Source organism: Pseudomonas sp. R4-34-07 (assembly GCF_003852375.1).
Taxonomy (GTDB): Bacteria; Pseudomonadota; Gammaproteobacteria; order Pseudomonadales; family Pseudomonadaceae; genus Aquipseudomonas.
Genome location: NZ_CP027760.1, coordinates 1154193 through 1174894, shown reverse-complemented (window position 1 = coordinate 1174894; position 20702 = coordinate 1154193). Strand labels below are relative to the sequence as shown.

At 63.2% G+C, this 20702-nt stretch carries 20 protein-coding genes; 5 read left to right on the top strand and 15 right to left on the bottom strand.

Annotated features, from left to right (window positions below; all coding sequences use genetic code 11):
* Nucleotides 1-60: 60 nt before the first annotated feature.
* From C4J85_RS05235 to C4J85_RS05200, 8 genes are all read right to left on the bottom strand, one after another.
* Nucleotides 61-1236 (bottom strand): PotD/PotF family extracellular solute-binding protein, encoded by a 1176-nt coding sequence (locus C4J85_RS05235; RefSeq protein WP_124409134.1) that lies wholly within the window; start codon nucleotides 1234-1236, stop codon nucleotides 61-63.
* On the bottom strand, nucleotides 1233-2207 hold the full coding sequence (locus tag C4J85_RS05230; RefSeq protein ID WP_124409133.1) for a GTP-binding protein: 975 nt from the start codon (nucleotides 2205-2207) through the stop codon (nucleotides 1233-1235). Before C4J85_RS05230 ends, C4J85_RS05235 begins: the two co-directional genes overlap by 4 nt.
* Before the next feature lie 111 nt (nucleotides 2208-2318).
* On the bottom strand, nucleotides 2319-2621 hold the full coding sequence (locus tag C4J85_RS05225) for a hypothetical protein (protein WP_124409132.1): 303 nt from the start codon (nucleotides 2619-2621) through the stop codon (nucleotides 2319-2321).
* A gap of 13 nt (nucleotides 2622-2634) precedes the next feature.
* Nucleotides 2635-3384: an SDR family NAD(P)-dependent oxidoreductase gene (locus C4J85_RS05220; protein ID WP_124406373.1), complete on the bottom strand. Its 750-nt coding sequence runs from the start codon at nucleotides 3382-3384 to the stop codon at nucleotides 2635-2637.
* Between the two features lie 127 nt (nucleotides 3385-3511).
* Nucleotides 3512-4273, bottom strand: a complete 762-nt coding sequence (locus C4J85_RS05215; RefSeq protein WP_124409131.1) for an SDR family NAD(P)-dependent oxidoreductase — start codon at nucleotides 4271-4273, stop codon at nucleotides 3512-3514.
* Between the two features lie 10 nt (nucleotides 4274-4283).
* Entirely contained in the window at nucleotides 4284-5624 is a 1341-nt protein-coding gene (locus tag C4J85_RS05210; protein ID WP_124409130.1) for an MFS transporter, read from the bottom strand.
* Nucleotides 5625-5765: 141 nt separating this feature from the next.
* Nucleotides 5766-6644 (bottom strand): polysaccharide deacetylase, encoded by an 879-nt coding sequence (locus tag C4J85_RS05205; RefSeq protein ID WP_010212857.1) that lies wholly within the window; start codon nucleotides 6642-6644, stop codon nucleotides 5766-5768.
* Complete coding sequence (locus C4J85_RS05200; protein WP_124409129.1) at nucleotides 6637-7986, bottom strand: amidase; 1350 nt, start codon at nucleotides 7984-7986, stop codon at nucleotides 6637-6639. The genes C4J85_RS05205 and C4J85_RS05200 overlap by 8 nt, the downstream gene beginning before the upstream one ends.
* Nucleotides 7987-8330: 344 nt before the next feature.
* Between C4J85_RS05200 and C4J85_RS05195 the strand changes: the two genes are divergently transcribed.
* From C4J85_RS05195 to cmoB, 5 genes are all read left to right on the top strand, one after another.
* On the top strand, nucleotides 8331-9320 hold the full coding sequence (locus C4J85_RS05195) for a GntR family transcriptional regulator (protein WP_124406370.1): 990 nt from the start codon (nucleotides 8331-8333) through the stop codon (nucleotides 9318-9320).
* A 109-nt stretch (nucleotides 9321-9429) separates the two neighbouring features.
* Nucleotides 9430-11847, top strand: coding sequence for an endopeptidase La (lon, locus tag C4J85_RS05190; protein WP_124365957.1), 2418 nt, complete (start codon nucleotides 9430-9432; stop codon nucleotides 11845-11847).
* A 190-nt stretch (nucleotides 11848-12037) separates the two neighbouring features.
* Nucleotides 12038-12427, top strand: a complete 390-nt coding sequence (locus C4J85_RS05185; protein ID WP_124406369.1) for a protease inhibitor I42 family protein — start codon at nucleotides 12038-12040, stop codon at nucleotides 12425-12427.
* A gap of 111 nt (nucleotides 12428-12538) precedes the next feature.
* Nucleotides 12539-13282, top strand: a complete 744-nt coding sequence (cmoA, locus tag C4J85_RS05180; protein ID WP_124365955.1) for a carboxy-S-adenosyl-L-methionine synthase CmoA — start codon at nucleotides 12539-12541, stop codon at nucleotides 13280-13282.
* The gene (gene cmoB / locus C4J85_RS05175) at nucleotides 13279-14235 is read left to right on the top strand and encodes a tRNA 5-methoxyuridine(34)/uridine 5-oxyacetic acid(34) synthase CmoB (RefSeq protein ID WP_124365954.1); all 957 of its coding nucleotides are present in this window, start codon (nucleotides 13279-13281) and stop codon (nucleotides 14233-14235) included. Before cmoA ends, cmoB begins: the two co-directional genes overlap by 4 nt.
* A gap of 141 nt (nucleotides 14236-14376) precedes the next feature.
* Here cmoB and tadA read toward each other — a convergent pair whose 3' ends face one another.
* From tadA to lepB, 7 genes are all read right to left on the bottom strand, one after another.
* Nucleotides 14377-14871: a tRNA adenosine(34) deaminase TadA gene (gene tadA / locus C4J85_RS05170; protein ID WP_124403190.1), complete on the bottom strand. Its 495-nt coding sequence runs from the start codon at nucleotides 14869-14871 to the stop codon at nucleotides 14377-14379.
* Nucleotides 14871-16253: a multicopper oxidase family protein gene (locus C4J85_RS05165; protein WP_124409128.1), complete on the bottom strand. Its 1383-nt coding sequence runs from the start codon at nucleotides 16251-16253 to the stop codon at nucleotides 14871-14873. Before C4J85_RS05165 ends, tadA begins: the two co-directional genes overlap by 1 nt.
* Before the next feature lie 233 nt (nucleotides 16254-16486).
* Entirely contained in the window at nucleotides 16487-17230 is a 744-nt protein-coding gene (gene pdxJ / locus C4J85_RS05160; RefSeq protein ID WP_124365952.1) for a pyridoxine 5'-phosphate synthase, read from the bottom strand.
* A 51-nt stretch (nucleotides 17231-17281) separates the two neighbouring features.
* Nucleotides 17282-17971: a DNA repair protein RecO gene (recO, locus tag C4J85_RS05155; protein ID WP_124361446.1), complete on the bottom strand. Its 690-nt coding sequence runs from the start codon at nucleotides 17969-17971 to the stop codon at nucleotides 17282-17284.
* 143 nt (nucleotides 17972-18114) lie between these two features.
* Nucleotides 18115-19017 carry a GTPase Era gene (gene era, locus C4J85_RS05150; protein ID WP_029297473.1) on the bottom strand — a complete coding sequence of 301 codons (903 nt, stop codon included), beginning with the start codon at nucleotides 19015-19017 and terminating at the stop codon, nucleotides 18115-18117.
* Nucleotides 19010-19699 (bottom strand): ribonuclease III, encoded by a 690-nt coding sequence (gene rnc / locus C4J85_RS05145; RefSeq protein ID WP_003188856.1) that lies wholly within the window; start codon nucleotides 19697-19699, stop codon nucleotides 19010-19012. The genes era and rnc overlap by 8 nt, the downstream gene beginning before the upstream one ends.
* A gap of 147 nt (nucleotides 19700-19846) precedes the next feature.
* Nucleotides 19847-20701, bottom strand: coding sequence for a signal peptidase I (lepB, locus tag C4J85_RS05140; protein WP_124369757.1), 855 nt, complete (start codon nucleotides 20699-20701; stop codon nucleotides 19847-19849).
* Nucleotide 20702 lies beyond the last annotated feature (1 nt).

Genomic DNA, 20702 nt, shown 5'->3' with positions numbered 1-20702 from the left:
AGGCGGCTACCCGATGGGTAGCCGCCTTTTTTGTGCACGCCTGATAAGCCGTCGTGGGTTTTACAGGCAACGTGCGCGCATGAAATCGCCCCAACGGCGCACCAGGTAGTTGTGCTCGTCCATCACCGAATTCCACACCGCAATGTGCCCCATGCGCTGCTCATAGGAGCCGCCGTCGCGCACCTCGCCGATGTCGATCAATGGCAAGCCATCGCTGCCCGACAGCTCTTCACGCGCAGGCTTGCCGGCGTACCAGTAATCCCACTCGGCGCTGCTCAGATGATCGCGGGTACGCGCCGGGTTACCGATGTAGTAACCCTGGCGCGCCATCACCGCCCCCGGCCAGCCGGACAACCACCAGTTCAGGTAGGCATAGGCCGCATCCAGCACAGGCCCCTGGGCATGGCGCGACAACGACAAGCCGCCGAACCAGGCGCGATAGCCTTCGCGCGGCACGGCGAGCCGGTATTTCACCCCGGCACGGTGCAGGCGCATCAAGGTCGGCGACCACAGGCTCTGGATGTCGATGCTCGGGCTGAGCATCAATTGCGCGGCTTCTTCGTCGTCCGACCAGAACGCCGCAAAGTGCCCCTCCTTCTGCTTGCGCACCAGGATTTCGGCCAGCACGTCGATCTCCTCGATGCTCATGTTGCCGATGTCCCGGAACTGCGCCAGCCCCGCACCCTGTACGGCCAGCGCGGCATCCAGGGCGCCGATGGCGGCGTCGCTTTGCAGGGCGGTGCGTGCGCGCCACGCCGGGTCGAGCAGCCAGCCCCAGCTTTCGTTGCCGTGGCAGAAACCTTCGGGCAAACGCTCGGGGCGATAGGCAAAACTGTCGGCGTTGTGGGTCAGCGGCAGCATGCTGATGCGCTCGGTTGCGCTGCTGCCGAGGCTGCCGTCGTGCTGCACGAACAGCCGCTCACTCGGCACGCTGCCACTGCCCAGGCGGTCGTTGGGCGAGAGTCGACCACGCTTGGGCAGGTCGTTGATCTCATGCCACAGCGCGATGCGCCGCGTGTCGATCGGCTGGATCGCCCGCGCCGGCCACACAAAGTCGACGTTGTGGAACCACTGGTCGTACAGGTCGTAGCTGTCGGGCTGCATCACCGCGATACGCTGGGCTTGTTCCACATCATGCACCTGGTACACCAGGCGAATGCCCAGCTCCTGCTCGGCCCGCACGCGCAGGCATTCGAGCAAGGTCACGGAGGTGCCGAGCACGCGCAGTGTGATCATGCCGCGAACCGCCGCGCGAACACGTCGAAGGAACGGCGCAACAGCGCGGGGTCGAGGCCGCGCAAGATGAACACCAGGCGCGACTGGCGCTCAGTGCCAGGCCAGGCAGGCAAATGCACCGGGGCATGCAGGCAGTGCTGCACACCATGGATGACGATGGGGGCCGAGCTTGCGTTCACGTTGAGCAGTCCTTTGACGCGAAGGATTCGTTCGCCGTGGCATCTTAGCAGCATCGACAACCACACCCCGAACCCGACCCAGTCCAGCGGTTGCTCGAAGCTCAGGCAGCACACCTGCGCCGCGCCATGATTAACCGTGGCGGGTTGATGCAGCTGCCAGCGACTGACCTCGACGGCAGGCTCGGCGCCGCGCACACCCTCGCCGAGCAGCAGTTGATCGCCGCTGTGAATCGCCTGGGTATCGAGGATCAACGTACCGCCGTTGAGCGCGTGCAGATGCTCGCGCAGCGCGGCGCAATCGTCGACCAGGTCGGTCTTGCTCAGCAACAGCCGGTCGGCCGCCGCCACCTGGGCCAGCCACTCCGGGTGCAGGCGTTCCTGCAAGGCGGCATGGCTGGCGTCGACCAGGGTGGTCACCAGGCCGATATGAAAACGCCCGCGCAGTTGAACGTCGTTGTTCAGCGTGGCGAGGATCGGCGCGGGGTCGGCCAGGCCGGTGGTTTCCAGGATCACCCGTTTGAAGGCCGGGATTTCCCCGCGTTCACGGCGTTGCAACAGGCCGAGCAGTGCGTCTTTCAACTCGCCGCGAATCGAGCAGCACACACAGCCGCTGGGCAGCAGGACGGTGTCTGGTGCAACCTCTTCCACCAGCAGATGATCAATGCCGACATCGCCGAACTCATTGATCAGCAACGCGGTGTCGCCCAGGCTTTCGCCCTGCAACAGACGCTTGAGCAAGGTGGTTTTGCCGCTGCCGAGGAAACCGGTGATCACATTCAGAGCAATACTCATATTTACCTCCGCCCACTGTAGGAGCGAGCTTGCTCGCGAAAAACCCGAGAGCGCCACGTACATCCAGACAACACGCGTTAGCGTTGACGTTTTTCGCGAGCAAGCTCGCTCCTACAGTGGGGTGTTTTCCAGGTGGTCAAGTAGACGCGGGTCAAGGGGATCCAGCGGCCGGCCGAGCATGGTTTCGGCCGCCTGCCAGAGTTGATCCAGGCCGCTGGCCAGGGCCTGTTTGCCGGTCGCGCCGAGCAACAGGTACGACGCGCCCTGGAAATCCTCGACCTTGAGCCGAAACACCGCCAGCACCTGGTTGATCGCCGCGATCCGGCGCAGGCGCTCGCGGCGCCTGGGCAGTGCATCGCCCAAGGGGTCGCTCCAATGCACGTCTTCGCCGAGCAAGCCACAGAGTCCGCACATGGCTAAGCCCCGCTCATGGCATGACATCGCCGGCGTTCGGGCCGAGGGTCTGGCCGACGAACAGATTACCGCCCGGGGTACTGGCCAGCAGCACGGCGGTGGGCGCGACTTCGTCCGCCAGGCCGAATCGGCCCAGGGGCAGTTCGGCGGCCTTGGCGCGTTTCCAGCTGTCGCTGATGCCGCCCACCAGCGGGGTTTCGATCGGGCCTGGGGCGATAGCGTTGACCAGCACATTGTCCTTGGCCACTTCCAGGGCCAGGGACTTGGTGAAGCCGATCACCCCGGCCTTGGCCGCCGCGTAGTGGCAAAGCTCGGCACCGCCCTTGATGCCCAGTTGCGAGGCAACGTTGATGATCCGCCCCCAGCGCTGCGCGAGCATATGCGGCAAGGCGCGTTGGCTGGCGATGAACACGCTGGTGAGGTCGACCCGCAGCATGTCGTTCCACATCTCGAGGGACAGATCGACGCAACGCGCCTGGGTCAGCATGCCGGCATTGTTGACCAGGATGTCGATCCCGCCGAAGTGCTCGACGCACCGGTCGACACTGGCCTGGGCGCCTTCGACGGTACCGACATCGGCCAGGCATTCGAACACCTCGGCACCCAGGTTGCGACAGGTGATCGCGACCTCGGCAAGGCTCGCGGCGTTGCGGTCGGCCAACACCAGGCGTGCGCCCTCGACCGCGTAAGCCTGGGCAATGGCGGCACCGATGCCGCTGCCGGCCCCGGTGATGACGGCGCGGCGGTTATTCAACAGGCTCATTTTTATTTCCTCATTGATCGTTCCCACGCTCTGCGTGGGAATGCCGCCTTGGACGCTCTGCGTCCGCTGTTGTGACGCGAAGCGTCACGCTGATGCATTCCCACGCGGAGCGTGGGAACGAGCGCGGTCAGTCAGGCCAGCGCACGGTCAGGCCGCCGTCGATGATGATGCTTTGCCCGGTCACGTAGCTCGCTGCATCACTGGTCAAGAACTGCACCAGCGACGCCACTTCATCCGCCCGCCCTACCCGGCCCAGCGGGATTGCCTTGGCAGCCTTGGCCAACCCTTCAGGCCCCAGCGAATTCTTCGCATCCAATGACTGCGGCGTCTCGATCAACCCCGGGATCACCGCATTGCACCGAATGCCCTTGGCCGCCAGTTCCACCGCCAGCGAACGACACAACCCCGGCACCCCGGCCTTGGCCGCCGCGTAATGGCTGTGCTCCTGCCAGCCATACACGCCGCCGGCAATCGAAGAAATTGCCACCAGCGCGCCGCCTTCGCGCATATGCCGGGTCGCCGCGCGGAAGGTGCGCATCACCCCCGTGAGGTCGATATTGAGCATCTCGTCCCACAACGCGTCGGTCATCTCCAGCAACGGCGCGCGACGCAACAAGCCGGCATTGGCCACGGCGTAATCGAGGCGCCCAAAATGCTGCACCGCCTGCTCGGCCATGGCATCCACCGAGGCGCTGTCGCCCACGTCCAGCGCCAGCATCAGGCATTCGCCGCCGGCTTCTTCCACCAGGGCAACCGTGCTTTGCGGGTCATGGGGATCGGCCGGGTAATACCCGCCCACCACCGCCACGCCGCTGCGCCCGTAGGCCACGGCAAGGGCTTGGCCGATGCCGCTGGCAGCACCGGTAATCAAGGCAACTTTACGGTTCATCGAGAACTCCTTACTGAACGGTTTCCGGACGCACATGGCGCGCGGCAAACATCAACGCGCCGGACAAGAAGCACGGCAGCGCGCCGAACCACAGCGCGGCGGTCTGCCAGTCGCTGCCGGCGGACAGCACCTGGGTGGCGCCAAACCCGGCCAACACGGCGCCGATCGGGCCCATGGCATGAATGATCGCGCCACCGGTGGCGCGGATGCTGGTGGGGAAGCTTTCGCTGATGAAGAACAGCGCCGCCGAGTACGGCCCGATCAGGAAGAACAGGCCCAGGCTGTACAGCCCAACCACCATCGGCATGTTGCTCGGGCCGAACAGCATCCCGGCGAATGCCAGGCCGCCGAGCATCCAGCCCAGGCCGATCACGTTGCGCCGCCCGATCTTGTCGCCCATCCAGCCGTGGCTGAGGTACCCGCAATAACCCACCAGGTTCGACAGCACGAGGATGATCAGCGAGCTTTCGAACGAGATGTGGTGCACGCTGACGATCACCGAGGTGCCCAGCACGCTGAACACCTGGATCGCCGCCCAGTTGAGCAACAGCGCGGCGCCGATCACCAGGGTGGCGCGCCGCGCCGGGCCCCGGAATGCGGCCTTGAGGCCGGCCTTGCTGTGTTCGTCATAATCCACGCCGTAGGTCACGGCGACGTTCTGCGCCTCGCTCACCGCACCGCGTTTACGCAGTTGGCTGATGCGCTGGTGAATCTGGAACTGCGGGCTCTCCTTGAGCTTGCGCGCCATGATCGCGATCACAATGGCCGGGATCGCGGCGAAGACGAAGCAGCCCTGCCAGCCGATAATCGGCAGCAGCAGCGCGGTCAACCCCGCGGCGATCAAGGCCCCGACCGGCCAGCCGCCTTGTACCAGGCTGTAGATGAAGCCGCGACGCTTGGTCAGTTTCGGGTCTTGCGAGGCGCCGTACAGCTCACTCAGATACGTCGCATTGACGGTTTCCTCGGCATACCCCAGGCCACCCAGCGAGCGAATCAGGATCAGCGGCGACTTGCCCCACGCCCCGCCGATCGCGGTGAGCGCCGAGCACAGCGCGGAGCCGGCCACGGTCAGAATAATCCCCTGGCGGCGCCCCAGTTTATCGACGATGGGACCGATGGCGAACGCGACCACCGCCGTGCCCACCGCCACCCAGGTCGCGATTTGCGCCTGCTCCACTTCACCCCAGCCAAAGTGCCGGCCGATCTCCGGCAGCAAAGTGCCGAACAGGATGAAGTCATACACCGCGAACACCCAGGCAAAGAACGCGATCCAGGTGGCGAAGCGCACTTCCTGGGACGTCAGTTGCCGGGGTTTCCAGCCGGTCAGGTCAAGCTTGTTGTAGATAGACATGGAGCGCGCCTCGGGAGGTGGAGTGGGCTTTCTGTAGGAGCGAGCTTGCTCGCGAAAATCGTCAACGATGACGCAGGCATCCTGAATGCACGCGGTGCTCTCAGGCGTTTCGCGAGCAAGCTCGCTCCTACAGGGTTCGGGTCAGGTGCGGGGTTGACGGCGGATAAAGTCGTCGGCGATTTCATCGAAGGTGACGAAGCGCACGCCGGCATGGCTCTGGATGTGTTCGATCAGACGCTCAAGCATCAGCAGCACTTGCGGCCGGCCGGACACGTCGGGGTGGATGGTCATGGTGAACACCGCGTGTTCATGCTCGCGGTAGACCCAGTCGAACTGGTCGCGCCACATTTCTTCCAGGTGACGCGGGTTGACGAAGCCGTGGCTGTTGGGGGCTTTCTTGATGAACATCATTGGCGGCAGGTCGTCGAGGTACCAGTTGGCCGGGATTTCCACCAAGTCGGTTTCCTCGCCGCGCACCAGGGGTTTCATCCAGGTGTCGGGGTGCTGGCTGTAGTCGATCTTGGTCCAGCTGTCGCCCTTGCGCACGTAGTAGGGATGGAAGTCGTTGTGCATCAGGCTGTGGTCGTACTTGATGCCTTTCTTCAGCAGCAGCTCGTTGGTGACTTTACTGAATTCCCACCACGGCGCGACGTAGCCGGTGGGGCGCTTGCCGGTGACCTGGGTGATCAGTTCGATGGATTTATCGAGGACGATTTCTTCCTGCTCGGCGGTCATCGCGATGGGGTTTTCGTGGCTGTAGCCGTGCACGCCGATTTCGTGGCCGGCGTCGGCCACGGCCTTCATCTGTTCGGGGAAGGTTTCCATCGAGTGGCCGGGGATAAACCAGGTGGTGCGCAGGCCGTAGCGCTCGAACAATTTGAGCAGGCGCGGCGCGCCGACCTCACCGGCGAACAGGCCGCGAGAGATGTCGTCCGGCGAGTCTTCACCGCCGTAGGAACCGAGCCAGCCGGCGACGGCGTCAACGTCGACGCCAAATGCACAGAGGATGTCTTTAGCCATGGTGTGTCTCCTTAGGGTTGAGGGCGGTTTCGACCGACAGCGCGGCCCTGAGCAGGCGCGCGTCTTCGCCACAAGGGGCGCTGAGCAGCAGCGCGGTGGGCAGGCCCAGGGCGTCGCGGCCGCTGGGCAGGCTGACGCCCGGCATGTCGAGCAGGCTGCCGGGCATGGTCAGGCGCAGGGTCGCCAGGTTGGTGCTGACGAACAATTCGTCGTCGGCCTCCAGCGGTGCCAGCGCCGGGGCGACGTGGGCGACGGTCGGGGTGATCAGCAGAGCGCCGTCGAGGTCGTCGCTCAGTTGGTTCTGCAGACGCCTGCGGGCGTCAGTCAGGTGGATCAGTTGGCTGGCTGGCAAGCCGCGCGCGGCTTCGAGGCGGCGACGCACGCGGGGGTCGAGCTGCTCGGCGTCAGGGCTGTCGAGCAGGGCCTGGTGCAGGGCGAAGGCTTCGAAAGCGCCAAGCCAGCCGTGCTGCCGGATCAGGTCGAGGGCGGCCTGGAAGGTGGCGCAGGGGCGCAGATCGATCAACGCGCCGGCAGCCTTGAGCTGGTCCACCGCGCGCAGCAGGTTATTGCGCACCGCCGGTTCAATGCCTTCCAGCGCGCCTTGCTCGAGCACGAAACGCTGGCCCTTCAGGCTGCGGGCAACGTGGGTTTGCGCACGGCCATGGAGCAGGTCGTCGATGACCAGGGCATCACGCACGCTGCGGGCCAGCGGGCCAAGGCTGTCGAGGCTGCGCGCCAATGGAAACACACCGTCGCGGCTGTAGCGGCGGCAGCTGCTGCGGTAGCCCACTACGCCATTCAAGGCGGCGGGAATGCGGATCGAGCCAGCGGTGTCGGTGCCCATGGCAATCGGCACGATCCCGGCCGCCACGGCCACGGCCGAACCCGATGACGAGCCGCCGGGAATCCGCGGCTGGTCGCTGCTGTTGGGGTTGTAGGGCGTGCCAAAATGCGGGTTCAGGCCCAGGCCCGAATACGCCAGCTCACTGAGGTTGGTCTTGCCCACGCTGACCATCCCGGCGCGGCACAACAGCCCCACGCTTGGCGCATCGAGCAAAGCGGCCGGCGCCTCGCGGCGATAAGCGGCGCCTGCGGTGGTGATGCTGCCGGCCACGTCAAACAAGTCCTTCCACGCCAGGGGCACGCCGTCGAACACACTCAGCGGCTGGCCGGCACGCCAGCGCGCAGCGGACGCTTGCGCCTCACGCAAGGCACGCTCGGTGCACAGCGAGATGAACACGCTGGGCGCCGTGCGTGCGTGGGCAAGCGCTTGTTCGAGCACTTGCACCGGGTCGCTGCGACCGGTGGCGTACGCTTCGGCCATTGACGTGGCGTCTGACATGAAGATCACCTCATAAACGTATATATTTATAAAATGTACGTTTTGTAGAGGCAGCTTTCGTGCCAGTCTCTTTATGTGTCCGCGCGTATTATTTCGGCTTTTCGCCAATATCCACGGGATAGAGGCTTTTGTAAGAAGCAAAATAATTCGAGGTCAGCGCTGGGCCTGCTCCTCAATGAAATAACGTATCTTTGATGAATAAATACATTTTGGTGCAAAAAAGTAACAGTCCTGCGCCAAAGGCCCCAAAAAAGTGCCACCGACGTGGCGCGGAGTGACAGGCCCATCTATGAGAGAATCCCCGGCCATCGTCACGCCCTAGCACTCATGACCCAGAGAAACAGATGAAACCAGTGTCCGCCCCGGCATCCCGTTACGCGATGATTCACAAGGTGATGCGTGACGCAATCGTCAACGGCACCGCGCGCCACGGGCTTGTGTTGCTGGAAGCGCCGCTGGCCGAGCTGTTCGGCACCAGCCGCGTGCCGGTGCGCAAGGCGCTGGACTTGCTGCACGATGAGGGCCTGATCTGCCGATTCAACGGCCGTGGCTACCTGATCAATCCAGAAGGGCTGGCCGTGGAGCCGCTGCGCCTGCCCCTGAGCCACGCGCACCTGGGCCTCAACGGCGACGACGAACTGGTGGACACTCGGCCCCTGGGCGAGCGGATCGTCGAGGAAATCGGCGCGGCGCTGTCCACCTGCATCGCCTTTGGACATTACCGCCTGGACGAACAAGCCGCCGCCGACCACTACGGCGTCAGCCGCGCCGTGGTCCGCGAAGCGCTGATGCGCCTGCGCGACCGTGGCCTGGTGGAGAAAGAGCCCTACTCCCAATGGTTGGCCGGGCCGCTGACCGCGCGGGAAGTCACCGAAGACTACGAACTGCGCGCCTGCCTCGAACCCGAGGCCTTGCGCCAGAGCGCGCCGGGCCTCGAGCGGGAAGTCCTCGAAGCCATGTTGCAGCGGGTCACGGCCGCCCAGCAAAACCCGCAATGCAGCCTCGAAGCCATCGAGCAGATCGAGGAGGACTTGCACCAGCGCTGCCTGGCCGGCCTGCAGAACCGCAAGATCGCCGCGCTGATCCGCCAGGGCCAGAGCCCGATGATCATCAGCCGGATTTTCCATCGATTGCTGGGGATCGGCGCCGATCCGGCCATGCTTGCCGAACATCGCCTGATCCTGGAGCTTTTGCTGCATGGCGCTTTCGACGCGGCCGCGCTGAACCTGCGCGAGCACCTGCAGCGCGCGCGGCAGCGAATGTTGCAGCGCTTGAAGGTGCTCTCGGTACTGCCCGAGCAGCCACTGCCGGCCTACCTCCACAAAATCAGCTGACCGCGTCGCTGCAGTAACTTTATGTAATATGTTCCTATCTCACCCCTACCATTGAAACCACCGCTGCCCTGCCCCATCTAAGCTGCATACTTCCTTATGCAGGTGCCCCATGAGCGACCAGCAAGACGTCCCTGATTACGACCTGAACGACTACGCCGACCCCGAAAACGCTGAAACTTCGTCCAACACCGGCCTGGCCCTGCCTGGGCAAAACCTGCCGGACAAGGTCTACATCATCCCGATCCACAACCGGCCGTTTTTTCCGGCGCAGGTGTTGCCGGTCATCGTCAATGAAGAACCCTGGGCCGAAACCCTGGAGTTGGTGAGCAAATCCGACCACCATTCCCTCGCCCTGTTTTTCATGGATACACCGCCCGAAGACCCGCGCCACTTCGACACCTCTGCCCTGCCGCTGTACGGCACCCTGGTCAAGGTGCACCACGCCAGCCGCGAAAACGGCAAGCTGCAATTCGTGGCCCAGGGCCTGACGCGCGTGCGCATCAAGACCTGGCTCAAGCACCACCGCCCACCGTACCTGGTGGAGGTCGAATACCCGCACCAGCCGAGCGAGCCGACCGACGAGGTCAAGGCCTACGGCATGGCGCTGATCAATGCGATCAAGGAACTGCTGCCGCTCAACCCGCTGTACAGCGAAGAGTTGAAGAACTACCTCAACCGCTTCAGCCCCAACGACCCGTCGCCGCTCACCGACTTCGCCGCTGCGCTGACCTCGGCCACCGGTAACGAGTTGCAGGAAGTGCTCGATTGCGTGCCCATGCTCAAACGCATGGAAAAAGTTTTGCCGATGCTGCGCAAAGAGGTCGAAGTCGCGCGCCTGCAAAAAGAACTCTCGGCCGAAGTGAACCGCAAGATCGGCGAGCATCAACGCGAGTTCTTCCTCAAGGAACAGCTCAAGGTCATCCAGCAAGAGCTGGGCCTGACCAAGGACGACCGCAGCGCCGATGTCGAACAATTCGAGCAGCGACTGGTGGGCAAGACGCTGCCGGCCCAGGCGCAGAAACGTATCGATGAAGAACTCAACAAGCTGTCGATCCTCGAAACCGGCTCGCCGGAATACGCCGTCACCCGTAACTACCTGGACTGGGCCACTTCGGTACCGTGGGGCGTGTATGGCGAAGACAAACTCGACCTGAAACACGCGCGCAAGGTGTTGGATAAGCATCATGCGGGCCTGGATGACATCAAGAGCCGCATCCTCGAGTTCCTCGCGGTAGGCGCCTATAAAGGTGAGGTCGCCGGTTCCATCGTGCTGCTGGTGGGCCCGCCGGGCGTGGGCAAGACCAGCGTCGGTAAATCCATCGCCGAGTCCCTGGGGCGGCCGTTCTACCGCTTCAGTGTCGGCGGCATGCGCGACGAGGCCGAGATCAAGGGCCACCGCCGCACCTACATCGGCGCGCTGCCGGGCAAGCTGGTGCAGGCGCTCAAGGATGTGGAAGTGATGAACCCGGTGATCATGCTCGACGAGATCGACAAGATGGGCCAGAGCTTCCAGGGCGACCCGGCCTCGGCGCTGCTTGAAACCCTCGATCCCGAGCAGAACGTCGAATTCCTCGACCACTACCTGGACCTGCGCCTGGACCTGTCCAAGGTGCTGTTCGTGTGCACCGCCAACACCCTGGACTCGATCCCCGGCCCGTTGCTCGACCGCATGGAAGTGATTCGCCTGTCGGGCTACATCACCGAAGAAAAAGTCGCCATCGCCAAGCGCCACCTGTGGCCCAAGCAGCTGGAAAAAGCCGGTGTGGCAAAAACCAGCCTGAGCATCAGCGATGGCGCCCTGCGTGCGTTGATTGATGGCTATGCGCGGGAAGCCGGTGTGCGTCAGCTGGAGAAACAACTGGGCAAACTGGTGCGCAAGGCGGTGGTCAAGCTGCTGGATGAGCCGAATTCGGTGATCAAGATCGGGAACAAGGACCTGGAAGCCTCCCTGGGCATGCCGGTGTTTCGCAATGAACAAGTGCTGTCGGGCACCGGTGTGATTACCGGCCTGGCCTGGACCAGCATGGGCGGCGCGACCTTGCCGATCGAAGCGACGCGCATCCACACGCTCAATCGCGGCTTCAAGCTCACCGGGCAACTGGGTGACGTGATGAAGGAATCTGCAGAAATCGCCTACAGCTTCATCAGCTCCAACCTGAAGTCGTTTGGCGGTGATCCGAAGTTCTTCGATGAAGCCTTCGTCCATTTGCACGTACCGGAAGGCGCCACGCCAAAAGACGGACCGAGTGCGGGCGTGACCATGGCCAGCGCGCTGCTGTCCCTGGCACGCAACCAGCCACCGAAAAAAGGCGTGGCCATGACCGGTGAACTGACGTTGACCGGGCATGTGCTGCCGATTGGCGGCGTGCGTGAGAAGGTGATTGCGGCGCGGCGCCAGAAGATCCACGAGTTGATCCTGCCGGAGCCCAACCGTGGCAGCTTTGAAGAGCTGCCGGAGTACCTGAAGGAAGGCATGACGGTGCACTTTGCCAAGCGCTTTGCGGATGTGGCCAAAGTGTTGTTCTGACAGTTATGTAGTGCCTGAGCTGGCGCTATCGGGGGCAAGCCCCCTCCCACACTTTGATTTGTGAATGCCTTCAAGTGTGGGAGGGGGCTTGCTCCCGATGAGGCCAGACCTGCCAACACAACCCCCTCCTGTCACACCTTGTCTCATCTTCGGTTATGCTCGCCCTTCGTCGTGTACAACCGGAGCCCCCATGACCGTTGCCCGCCTGTTTCTCCCCTTGAGCCTTGCCTTGTTGTCCGCGTGCGCCAGCGCGCCGAAGCAAAACATCAGCGTGGATGACCAGAGCGCCTGCCCGCTGCAGCTCAAATCCGGTCAGAACCTGATCCTCACCCTGCCCAGCAACCCCACCACCGGCTACCGCTGGGCCATCCAGGACTCCGCCGGCGGCGTGTTGCGGGCGCTGAGCCCGGAGGTGTACAGCAGCAGCGAATCCGGCGTGATCGGTGGCGGCGGCCAGTCCACCTGGCGCTTCCAGGCCTTTACCGCCGGGCAAGGCCGTTTGCGCCTGACCTCCCAGCAACCGTGGGAGCCGGAGGCCGAACCCGCCCAGACGTTCGACTGCGCCATTACGGTGAACTGACGGGCTGACCTCAGCCGCTGCCGGCCCTCGGCGTTCCATCAGACAACCCGCGCATCCGCGGGCCAAGTTGGCTAAAATGCCGGCCTTTCCTTCCTCGTCGCCGGAACAACCGTGAGCAAAGAACCCGATCGCCTATTCGCCCAGCCCCTGCCCCAGGTGCCGGACTTCGCCTTTAACGAAGACGTGGTGCGGGTGTTCCCGGACATGATCAAGCGCTCGGTGCCCGGTTACCCGACCATCGTTGAAAACCTCGGCGTGCTCGCCGCCCAGTTCGCCCAGCCGGGCAGTGTGCTGTATGACCTGGGCTCGTCCCTGGGCGCCGTGACCCAGGCCCTGCGCCGCCATGTGCGTACCGACGGGTGCCGGGTGATCGCGGTGGATAACTCGACGGCGATGGTCGAACGCTGCCGCGAATACCTCAATGGCCAGGATTCGATGTTCCAGGAATTGCTGCCGGTGGAGGTGATCGAGGGCGATATCCTCGCCCTGCACTTCCAGCCGGCCTCGGTAGTCGCGCTGAACTTCACCCTGCAATTCATCGCCCCCGATGAACGCCTGGCGTTGCTCGGGCGCATCCGTCAGTCGCTGCTGCCGGGCGGTGCGCTGATCCTCTCGGAAAAACTGCGCTTCAACGATGCCCAGGAACAGGCGCTGCTGACCGACCTGCATATCGCGTTCAAACGCGCCAACGGCTACAGCGAGCTGGAAATCGCCCAGAAGCGCAGCGCCATCGAAAACGTCATGAAGCCCGACAGCCTCGAAGAACACCGCGAACGCCTGCTGGCGGCCGGGTTCTCGAAAGTCGTGCCGTGGTTCCAGTGTCTTAACTTTGCCTCGTTGATTGCCTTGCCATGATTGATTTGTCTCCCCTCGCCCGCCATCTGGTCGGCACTCCCTTGGCCGTGTGGGCCCAGGGCCTGCAAGCGCAGCTCGATAGCAAAATGGAAAAAGGCCATGGCGACCTGGAGCGCTGGCAAAGTGCATTGGACGCATTGCCGAAGATCCAGCCCAGCCACGTCGACCTGCTCACAGGCCTGGTGTTGGACACTGAATGCGATGACGCCACCCGTGCGCAAATGCACACCGCGCTGATGGGCCTGAGCCCGTGGCGCAAGGGGCCGTTCCACCTGTTCGGCGTGCATGTGGACACCGAATGGCGCTCGGACTGGAAGTGGTCGCGGGTGGCGCCGCACCTGGATTTGAACGGCAAGCGCATCCTCGATGTGGGCTGCGGCAACGGCTATTACATGTGGCGCATGCTCGGCGCCGGCGCCGACAGCGTGATTGGCGTCGACCCGAACTGGCTGTTTTTCTGCCAGTTCCAGGCGGTGCAGCGGTACCTGTCAGCACCCAGGGCCTGGCACCTGCCGTTCCCGTTCGAAGACTTGCCGGCGAACCTTGAAGGCTTCGACACGGTGTTTTCCATGGGCGTGTTCTACCACCGTCGTTCGCCGATCGAACATCTGCTGGCGCTGAAGGACACCCTGGTCAAGGGCGGCGAACTGGTGCTGGAAACCCTGGTGGTGGAAGGCGACCAGCAACAGGTGCTGGTACCGGAAGACCGCTACGCGCAGATGCGTAACGTATGGTTCCTGCCCTCGGTCCCGGCGTTGATGCTATGGCTGCGCCGTGCCGGTTTCAGTGATGTGCGTTGCGTGGATGTGAGCGTGACCACGGTGGAGGAACAGCGTGGGACCGAGTGGATGAAATACCAGTCGCTGAGTGACTTTCTCGATCCGGAAGATCACAGCAAGACGATCGAGGGGCTGCCGGCGCCGATGCGGGCGGTGATCATCGCCAAAAAGTAACCCCGCCCTTGCTGACTAAACAGAGGACAAAATGTGGGGAGGGGGCTTGCTCCCCGATAGCAGTGTGTCAGTCAGCATGGTTGTAGCTGACCCACCGCCATCGGGAGCAAGCCCCCTCCCACATTTGCTTATCAGTGTTCTTTAGAGCGGTGGCTTGGCCCGGCGGGCCTTGAAGAACTCGCTCAATACCGTCCCACACTCTTCAGCCAGCACCCCCCCCTCAAACAACACCCGATGATTCAAAAAGCCCTGGGTAAAAAACTGCCCCTGGCTCTGCACAATCCCGGCCTTGGGCTCCAGCGCGCCATACACCACCCGCGCCACCCGCGAATGCACGATCAGGCCGGCGCACATGCTGCACGGCTCCAACGTCACATACAGCGTGCTGCCCACCAGGCGATAGTTGCTGATCGCTTGCGCAGCGGCGCGGATGGCGACCATTTCGGCATGCGCGCTTGGGTCATTGCCGCTGATCGGGCAGTTGAAACCCCGGCCAATGATCTCACCGTTTTGCACCAGAACCGCGCCCACCGGCACTTCGCCCAGCGCCGCGCCCTGGGCGGCGAGTGCCAGGGCTTCGCGCATGAAGGTTTGGTCGCGGCTGCGGTCGATGATTGCCGGGCGGATCTGGCGCATCACGCCACCTCGATGGCGGCCATCAGGCCGGTTTCCATATGGTCGATCACATGGCAGTGGAACATCCACACGCCTGGGTTATCCGCCACCAACGCCACGCGGGCGCGTTCGTTCTTGCCCAGCAGATAGGTGTCGGTGAAATACGGGATGACCTTGTGGCGGTTCGAGGCAATTACCTTGAAACTCATGCCGTGCAGGTGGATCGGGTGCTGGTACTGGGTCATGTTCTTCAATTCGAAAATATAGCTTTTGCCCTTCTCCAACTTGGCGATCGGGCGGTCGGCGCAGGTTTTGTCGGTGATGTCCCAGGCCTGGCCGTTGATCTGCCACAAGCTCGGTGGCTTGCCGTTGTCGAGGTTGACCGACACCGAGCCGACCCACTCGAAATTGAAGTTGAGTTTTTCCGCATTGGCCAGGTCCGGTTCGGCAACCGGGTTGGGCGGCAATGCGGGTGGCCATTCGGTCGGCGCGTCGGTATTGGCCACCGAGCGGAACGTACCCAGACGCACCGGGCCATTGCGGATCGACAGCTCTTCGCCCGCTGGCGGCGCCTTGATCGCCAGGCAAATACGCATCCCAGGGCCCAGCCAGTATTCCTTGCCCAGCGGGCGCGGCTCGATGGGGTTGCCGTCCAGCGCGTAGATCTGCGCTTCGACATCCGGGATGTTGAGGCGATAAGTCAGGGTGTTGTCGAGGTTGAGCAGGCGCACGCGGGTGATCTGCCCGGCCGGCAGGTCGATCACCGCCTGGGCCACGCCGTTGATGGTGGACAAACGCCCTGCCGTACCGCCACGCGCCGCCTCGCGGGGAATACTGAACGCCACGAAGGCGCCCTCTTCGTCCACGTGCCAGCTTTTCAGGCTGAGGGTGCGCTCGTGCTTGAAACCGGTGGGCTCGCGTTCTTCGATGATCAACGGCCCGACCAGGCCACGGCCGAGTTCTTCGCTGCTGTTCACATGGGGGTGGTACCAGTAGCTGCCGGCGTCGGGCACGCGGAACTTGTAATCGAAGTATTCCCCTGGCAATACCGGCAATTGCGAGACGTAGGGCACGCCGTCCATTTCCAGCGGCAGGCGGATGCCATGCCAGTGGATGGTGGTGGCGACCGGCAGGTGGTTGATAAAGCGCACCCGCAGCCATTCGCCCTGGCGTACGCGCAGCTCGGTGCCCGGCGCAGAAGGGCCGAACGCCCAGGCTTGGGTGGTGTGGCCCGGCACCAGTTCCACATCGAGCGGCGCGGCGATCAGTTGATAGTCGCTTCCTGCGTTGGCATCGGCAACCTTGCCCAGCCAGTAGCGATAGGCGCCACCGGCGCCCACACCTACGACGGCCAGGCCAGCAAGGCCACCGAGGATCTGTCGACGGGAAAACGATTGGGACACAACAACCTCACGTATCGGTCGCAGGCCGGGGCCCGCAAAGGGCAGATACGATACACCTGCGCGGGCTAAACAGTAAGGGTTCGCATTGCCGCATGGTGCAATTCTACAATTCACTGGGGTCCCAATGTGGGAGGGGGCTTGCTCCCGATAGCAGGGTGTCAGTCAGTACATATATTGACTGATCCACCGCTATCGGGAGCAAGCCCCCTCCCACATTGGATTTGCATTGTTCTTTAGTGCTTGGCAGCCGCCAGGATCAGCGCCTTCATCTCGGCCACGGCGCCTTTGAACCCGACGAACAGCGCATGAGCCACCAGCGCGTGCCCGATGTTCAGTTCGTTGATGCCCTTGATCGCGGCCACGGCTTCGACGTTGTGGTAGTGCAGGCCATGGCCGGCGTTGACGATCAGGCCTTCAGTGAGGCCGCAGTTCACACCGTCGATGATGCGTTGCAGCTCCTCGGCCACTTCGGTCGGCGTGGTGGCGTCGGCGTAGCGGCCGGTGTGCAGTTCGATCGCCGGCGCGCCGACGCGGCGCGAGGCTTCGATCTGGCGCTCGTCGGCGTCGATGAACAAGGACACTTCGCTGCCGATCTTCGACAGGCGCTCCACGGCAGCCTTGATCCGCGCTTCCTGGCCGGCCACGTCGAGGCCGCCTTCGGTGGTCAGTTCCTGGCGGGTTTCCGGCACCAGGCAAATGTGCGCCGGGCGGATGCGCTCGGCGAACGCCATCATTTCCTCGGTGACGCCCATTTCGAAGTTCATGCGGGTCTGCAGCACGTCCTTGAGCAGCAGCACATCGCGCTCCTGGATGTGGCGGCGGTCTTCGCGCAGGTGCACGGTGATGCCGTCGGCACCCGCTTCTTCGGCGTCCAGCGCAGCCTTGACCGGGTCAGGGTAACGGGTGCCCCGGGCCTGGCGCAGGGTGGCAACGTGGTCGATGTTAACGCCAAGAAGAATGCGATTGCTGGTGCTCACGGAAGCGCTCCTGAAAAGGGAAAGAATCGGTGCACAGCATACACGGGGATGTCAGGGCTTTCGAAACAACTCGCGACTGACCAGCGGCCGTCCGCCCAGGTGCACGGCCAGGGCCTGGCGCATCAGGCGCTTGGCGGCGGACAAGGCGCCGGGGGCGGTCCAGTCCGCCTCGCTCATGGCCAGCAGTTCGGTGCCCTGGAACAGACCGGGTTGCAACAAGTACACACGCTCGAGGCCTGCATCCACTTGCAGGCGATACATGCCATCGGCGGCGACGGGATCACCGTGCAGGTCGTTGTGCAGTTCAAAACCGTAGCCCAGGTCATCCAGCAGGCGCCATTCGAAGGCGCGCAGCAGCGGCTCCAAGGGGCGGCCTTCAGCGAGGGCGAGCAAGGTGGCGGCGTAGTGATCGAAGACCGCAGGGTGCGGGTCTTCGGCGGGCAACAGGCGGATCAGCAGCTCATTGAGATAGAGCCCGCTGAACAGCGCATCGCCATTGAGCCAGGCAGAGGTGCCAACGCTTTCCAGGCGGCCCACGTTCTTCAACTCGCCCTTGCCACGAAACTCCACGTCCAGCGCCACGAAGGGCCGCGCCAACGTACCGGCCTTGCCCCGCGCGCTGCGCAAAACCGCGCGCAGGCGACCTTGAGGCGTGAGGAAGTCCACCAGCGCGCTGGTCTCACGGTAGGCGCGGCTGTGCAGGACGTAGGCGAGCTGGCTGGGGGGTGGGGTTGGGGACATGGGTTCTCGATCTTGAAAACAACATAAACCTAATGTGGGAGGGGGCTTGCTCCCGATAGCGGTGGGTCAGTTAACACATAAGTGACTGACAGACTGCCATCGGGAGCAAGCCCCCTCCCACATTTTTTTGCCCTGCGGTGTGCTTAGAGGTCGCCGTAGCCGAGGGAGCGCAACGCACGCTCATCATCGGACCAGCCACCCTTAACCTTCACCCACAGGTTAAGCATGATCTTGGAATCGAACAGCAATTCCATGTCCTTGCGCGCTTCGGTGCCGATGCGCTTGATGCGCTCGCCCTTGTCGCCAATGATGATTTTCTTCTGGCCGTCACGCTCAACGAGGATCAAGGCATGAATGTGCAGGGTTTTGCCCTGCTGCTTGAACTCTTCGATTTCAACGGTGATCTGGTACGGCAGCTCGGCGCCCATCTGGCGCATGATTTTCTCGCGCACCAGTTCGGCGGCAAGGAAGCGGCTACTGCGGTCGGTGATCTGATCTTCCGGGAAGAAATGCTCGTTCTCCGGCAGGTAGCCGGCGATCACGCGTTCCAGGGCTTCGAGGTTGTGGCCGTGCTGCGCCGAGATCGGCATGATCTGGGCGTTTGGCAGTTGTTCCTGCAGCCAGCTCAGGTGCGGCATCAGCTCGGCTTTGTCTTCGATGCGGTCGGTCTTGTTCAGCGCGACGATCAAGGGGCCGGTGACGTACTGCACACGCTCGAGGACCATCTGGTCTTCGTCGGTCCACTTGGTGCGGTCAACCACGAAGATCACCACGTCGACGTCTTTCAACGCCGCCGAAGCGGTCTTGTTCATGTAGCGATTAAGCGCTTTTTCGCCGCCCTTGTGCATGCCAGGGGTATCCACATAGACCGCTTGCACGTTGCCTTCGGTCTTGATGCCCAGCATGTTGTGGCGGGTGGTCTGCGGCTTGCGCGAGGTGATCGCGAGCTTCTGGCCGAGGATGTGGTTCAGCAGCGTGGACTTGCCCACGTTCGGGCGGCCGACGATGGCAACATAGCCACAGCGTGTTGCGGTTGAATCAGTCATGGCCATTCTCCACGCCCAGGGCAATCAGTGCTGCAGCGGCCGCTACCTGTTCGGCAATACGACGGCTCACACCCTGACCTCGGCTTTTTTCGTTCAGTAAGGTGATTTCACATTCCACGAAGAACACGCGGCAATGCGGCTCACCCTGGATATCCACCACTTCGTAACGTGGCAGTTCGCAACCGCGCGATTGCAGGTATTCCTGCAGGCGGGTCTTGGGATCTTTGTTGGTGTCGACCAGCGTCAGGCTCTCGATTTCCGACGCCAGCCAGGCGACTACGCGCTCCTTGGCCGTTTCCATCCCTGCATCGAGGTAGATCGCACCGATCAATGCTTCCAGGGCATCAGCCAGGATCGACTCGCGCCGGAAACCGCCGCTTTTCAATTCACCGGAGCCCAGCCGCAGGTACTCGCCCAGGCCGAACCCCCGGGCCAGCACGGCCAGGGTCTCGCCTTTCACAAGGCGTGCACGCAGGCGCGAAAGCTGGCCTTCACGGGCCTGGGGAAAACGCTCGAAGAGCGCCTCACCGGCGGCGAAGTTGAGGATGGCGTCACCGAGGAATTCCAGGCGCTCGTTATTGCGCCCTGCAAAGCTGCGGTGTGTGAGGGCAAGGACCATCAGTTCCTGGTCCTTGAAGGTGTAGCCGAGCTGACGCTCGAGACGACTGAGAGAAACGGTCACGGTTTATCCATATCTAGTTGGTGGCACCGGCGGCCATCGACGATTGACGCAGTGTTCAAATTCAAATCCTGATGGGTGCTGCGGGGCAGCGGAAAATGTCCAAGCCCCAGAAAAGCATTCGGCGCTGTGTTCACAGCGCCGCTTGTATTACTTGATCAGCCCTACCCGCGAGAAGTTCGGCAGGTGGCTGAGCTTGGGTTCCGGCCAACTCATCCAGACCGCGAAGGCTTTGCCGACAATATTCTCGTCGGGCACCATGCCCAGCAGGTCCTTGGGAATACTGGGGTCGTCCCAGTAGCGGCTGTCATTGGAGTTGTCGCGGTTGTCGCCCATCATGAAATAGTGCCCGGCAGGCACTTTCCACTGACCATCGGGCATTGCGCGGTAGCGGCTCATTTCCTTGCGGATCTGGTGCTCTACCGTACCGAGTTTTTCCTGGTACAACTCGGCGCTGCCCAAGGTGTTCGGCTCGGCGCCCAGCAGTTTCTCGGCCACCGACTCACCGTTGACGAACAGGCGCTTGTCACTGGTGTAGCGGATCACGTCGCCCGGCAGGCCGACCACCCGCTTGATGTAGTTGACGTTCGGGTCGCTTGGGTAGCGGAACACCATCACATCGCCGCGCTGGGGGTCACCGACTTCGATGACCTTCTTGTCGATCACCGGCAAGCGGATCCCATAGGAAAACTTGTTCACCAGGATGAAGTCGCCCACGTCTAGGGTAGGTTTCATCGACCCCGACGGGATCTGGAACGGCTCCACCAGGAACGAACGCAGCACCAGCACGATGAACAACACCGGGAAGAACGACTTGCCGTATTCAACCAGCAAGGGCTCCTTGTTCAGCTTCTCGACCACCACCGCATCAGGCTGGCTGACGCTGCCCTGATAGGAGGCGATAGCCGCCCGCCGACGCGGGGCGAAGAACACCAGATCGAGCAACGCCAGGAGGCCGCAAACGGCGACGGCGATGACCAGCAACAGCGGGAAATTTAGTGACATA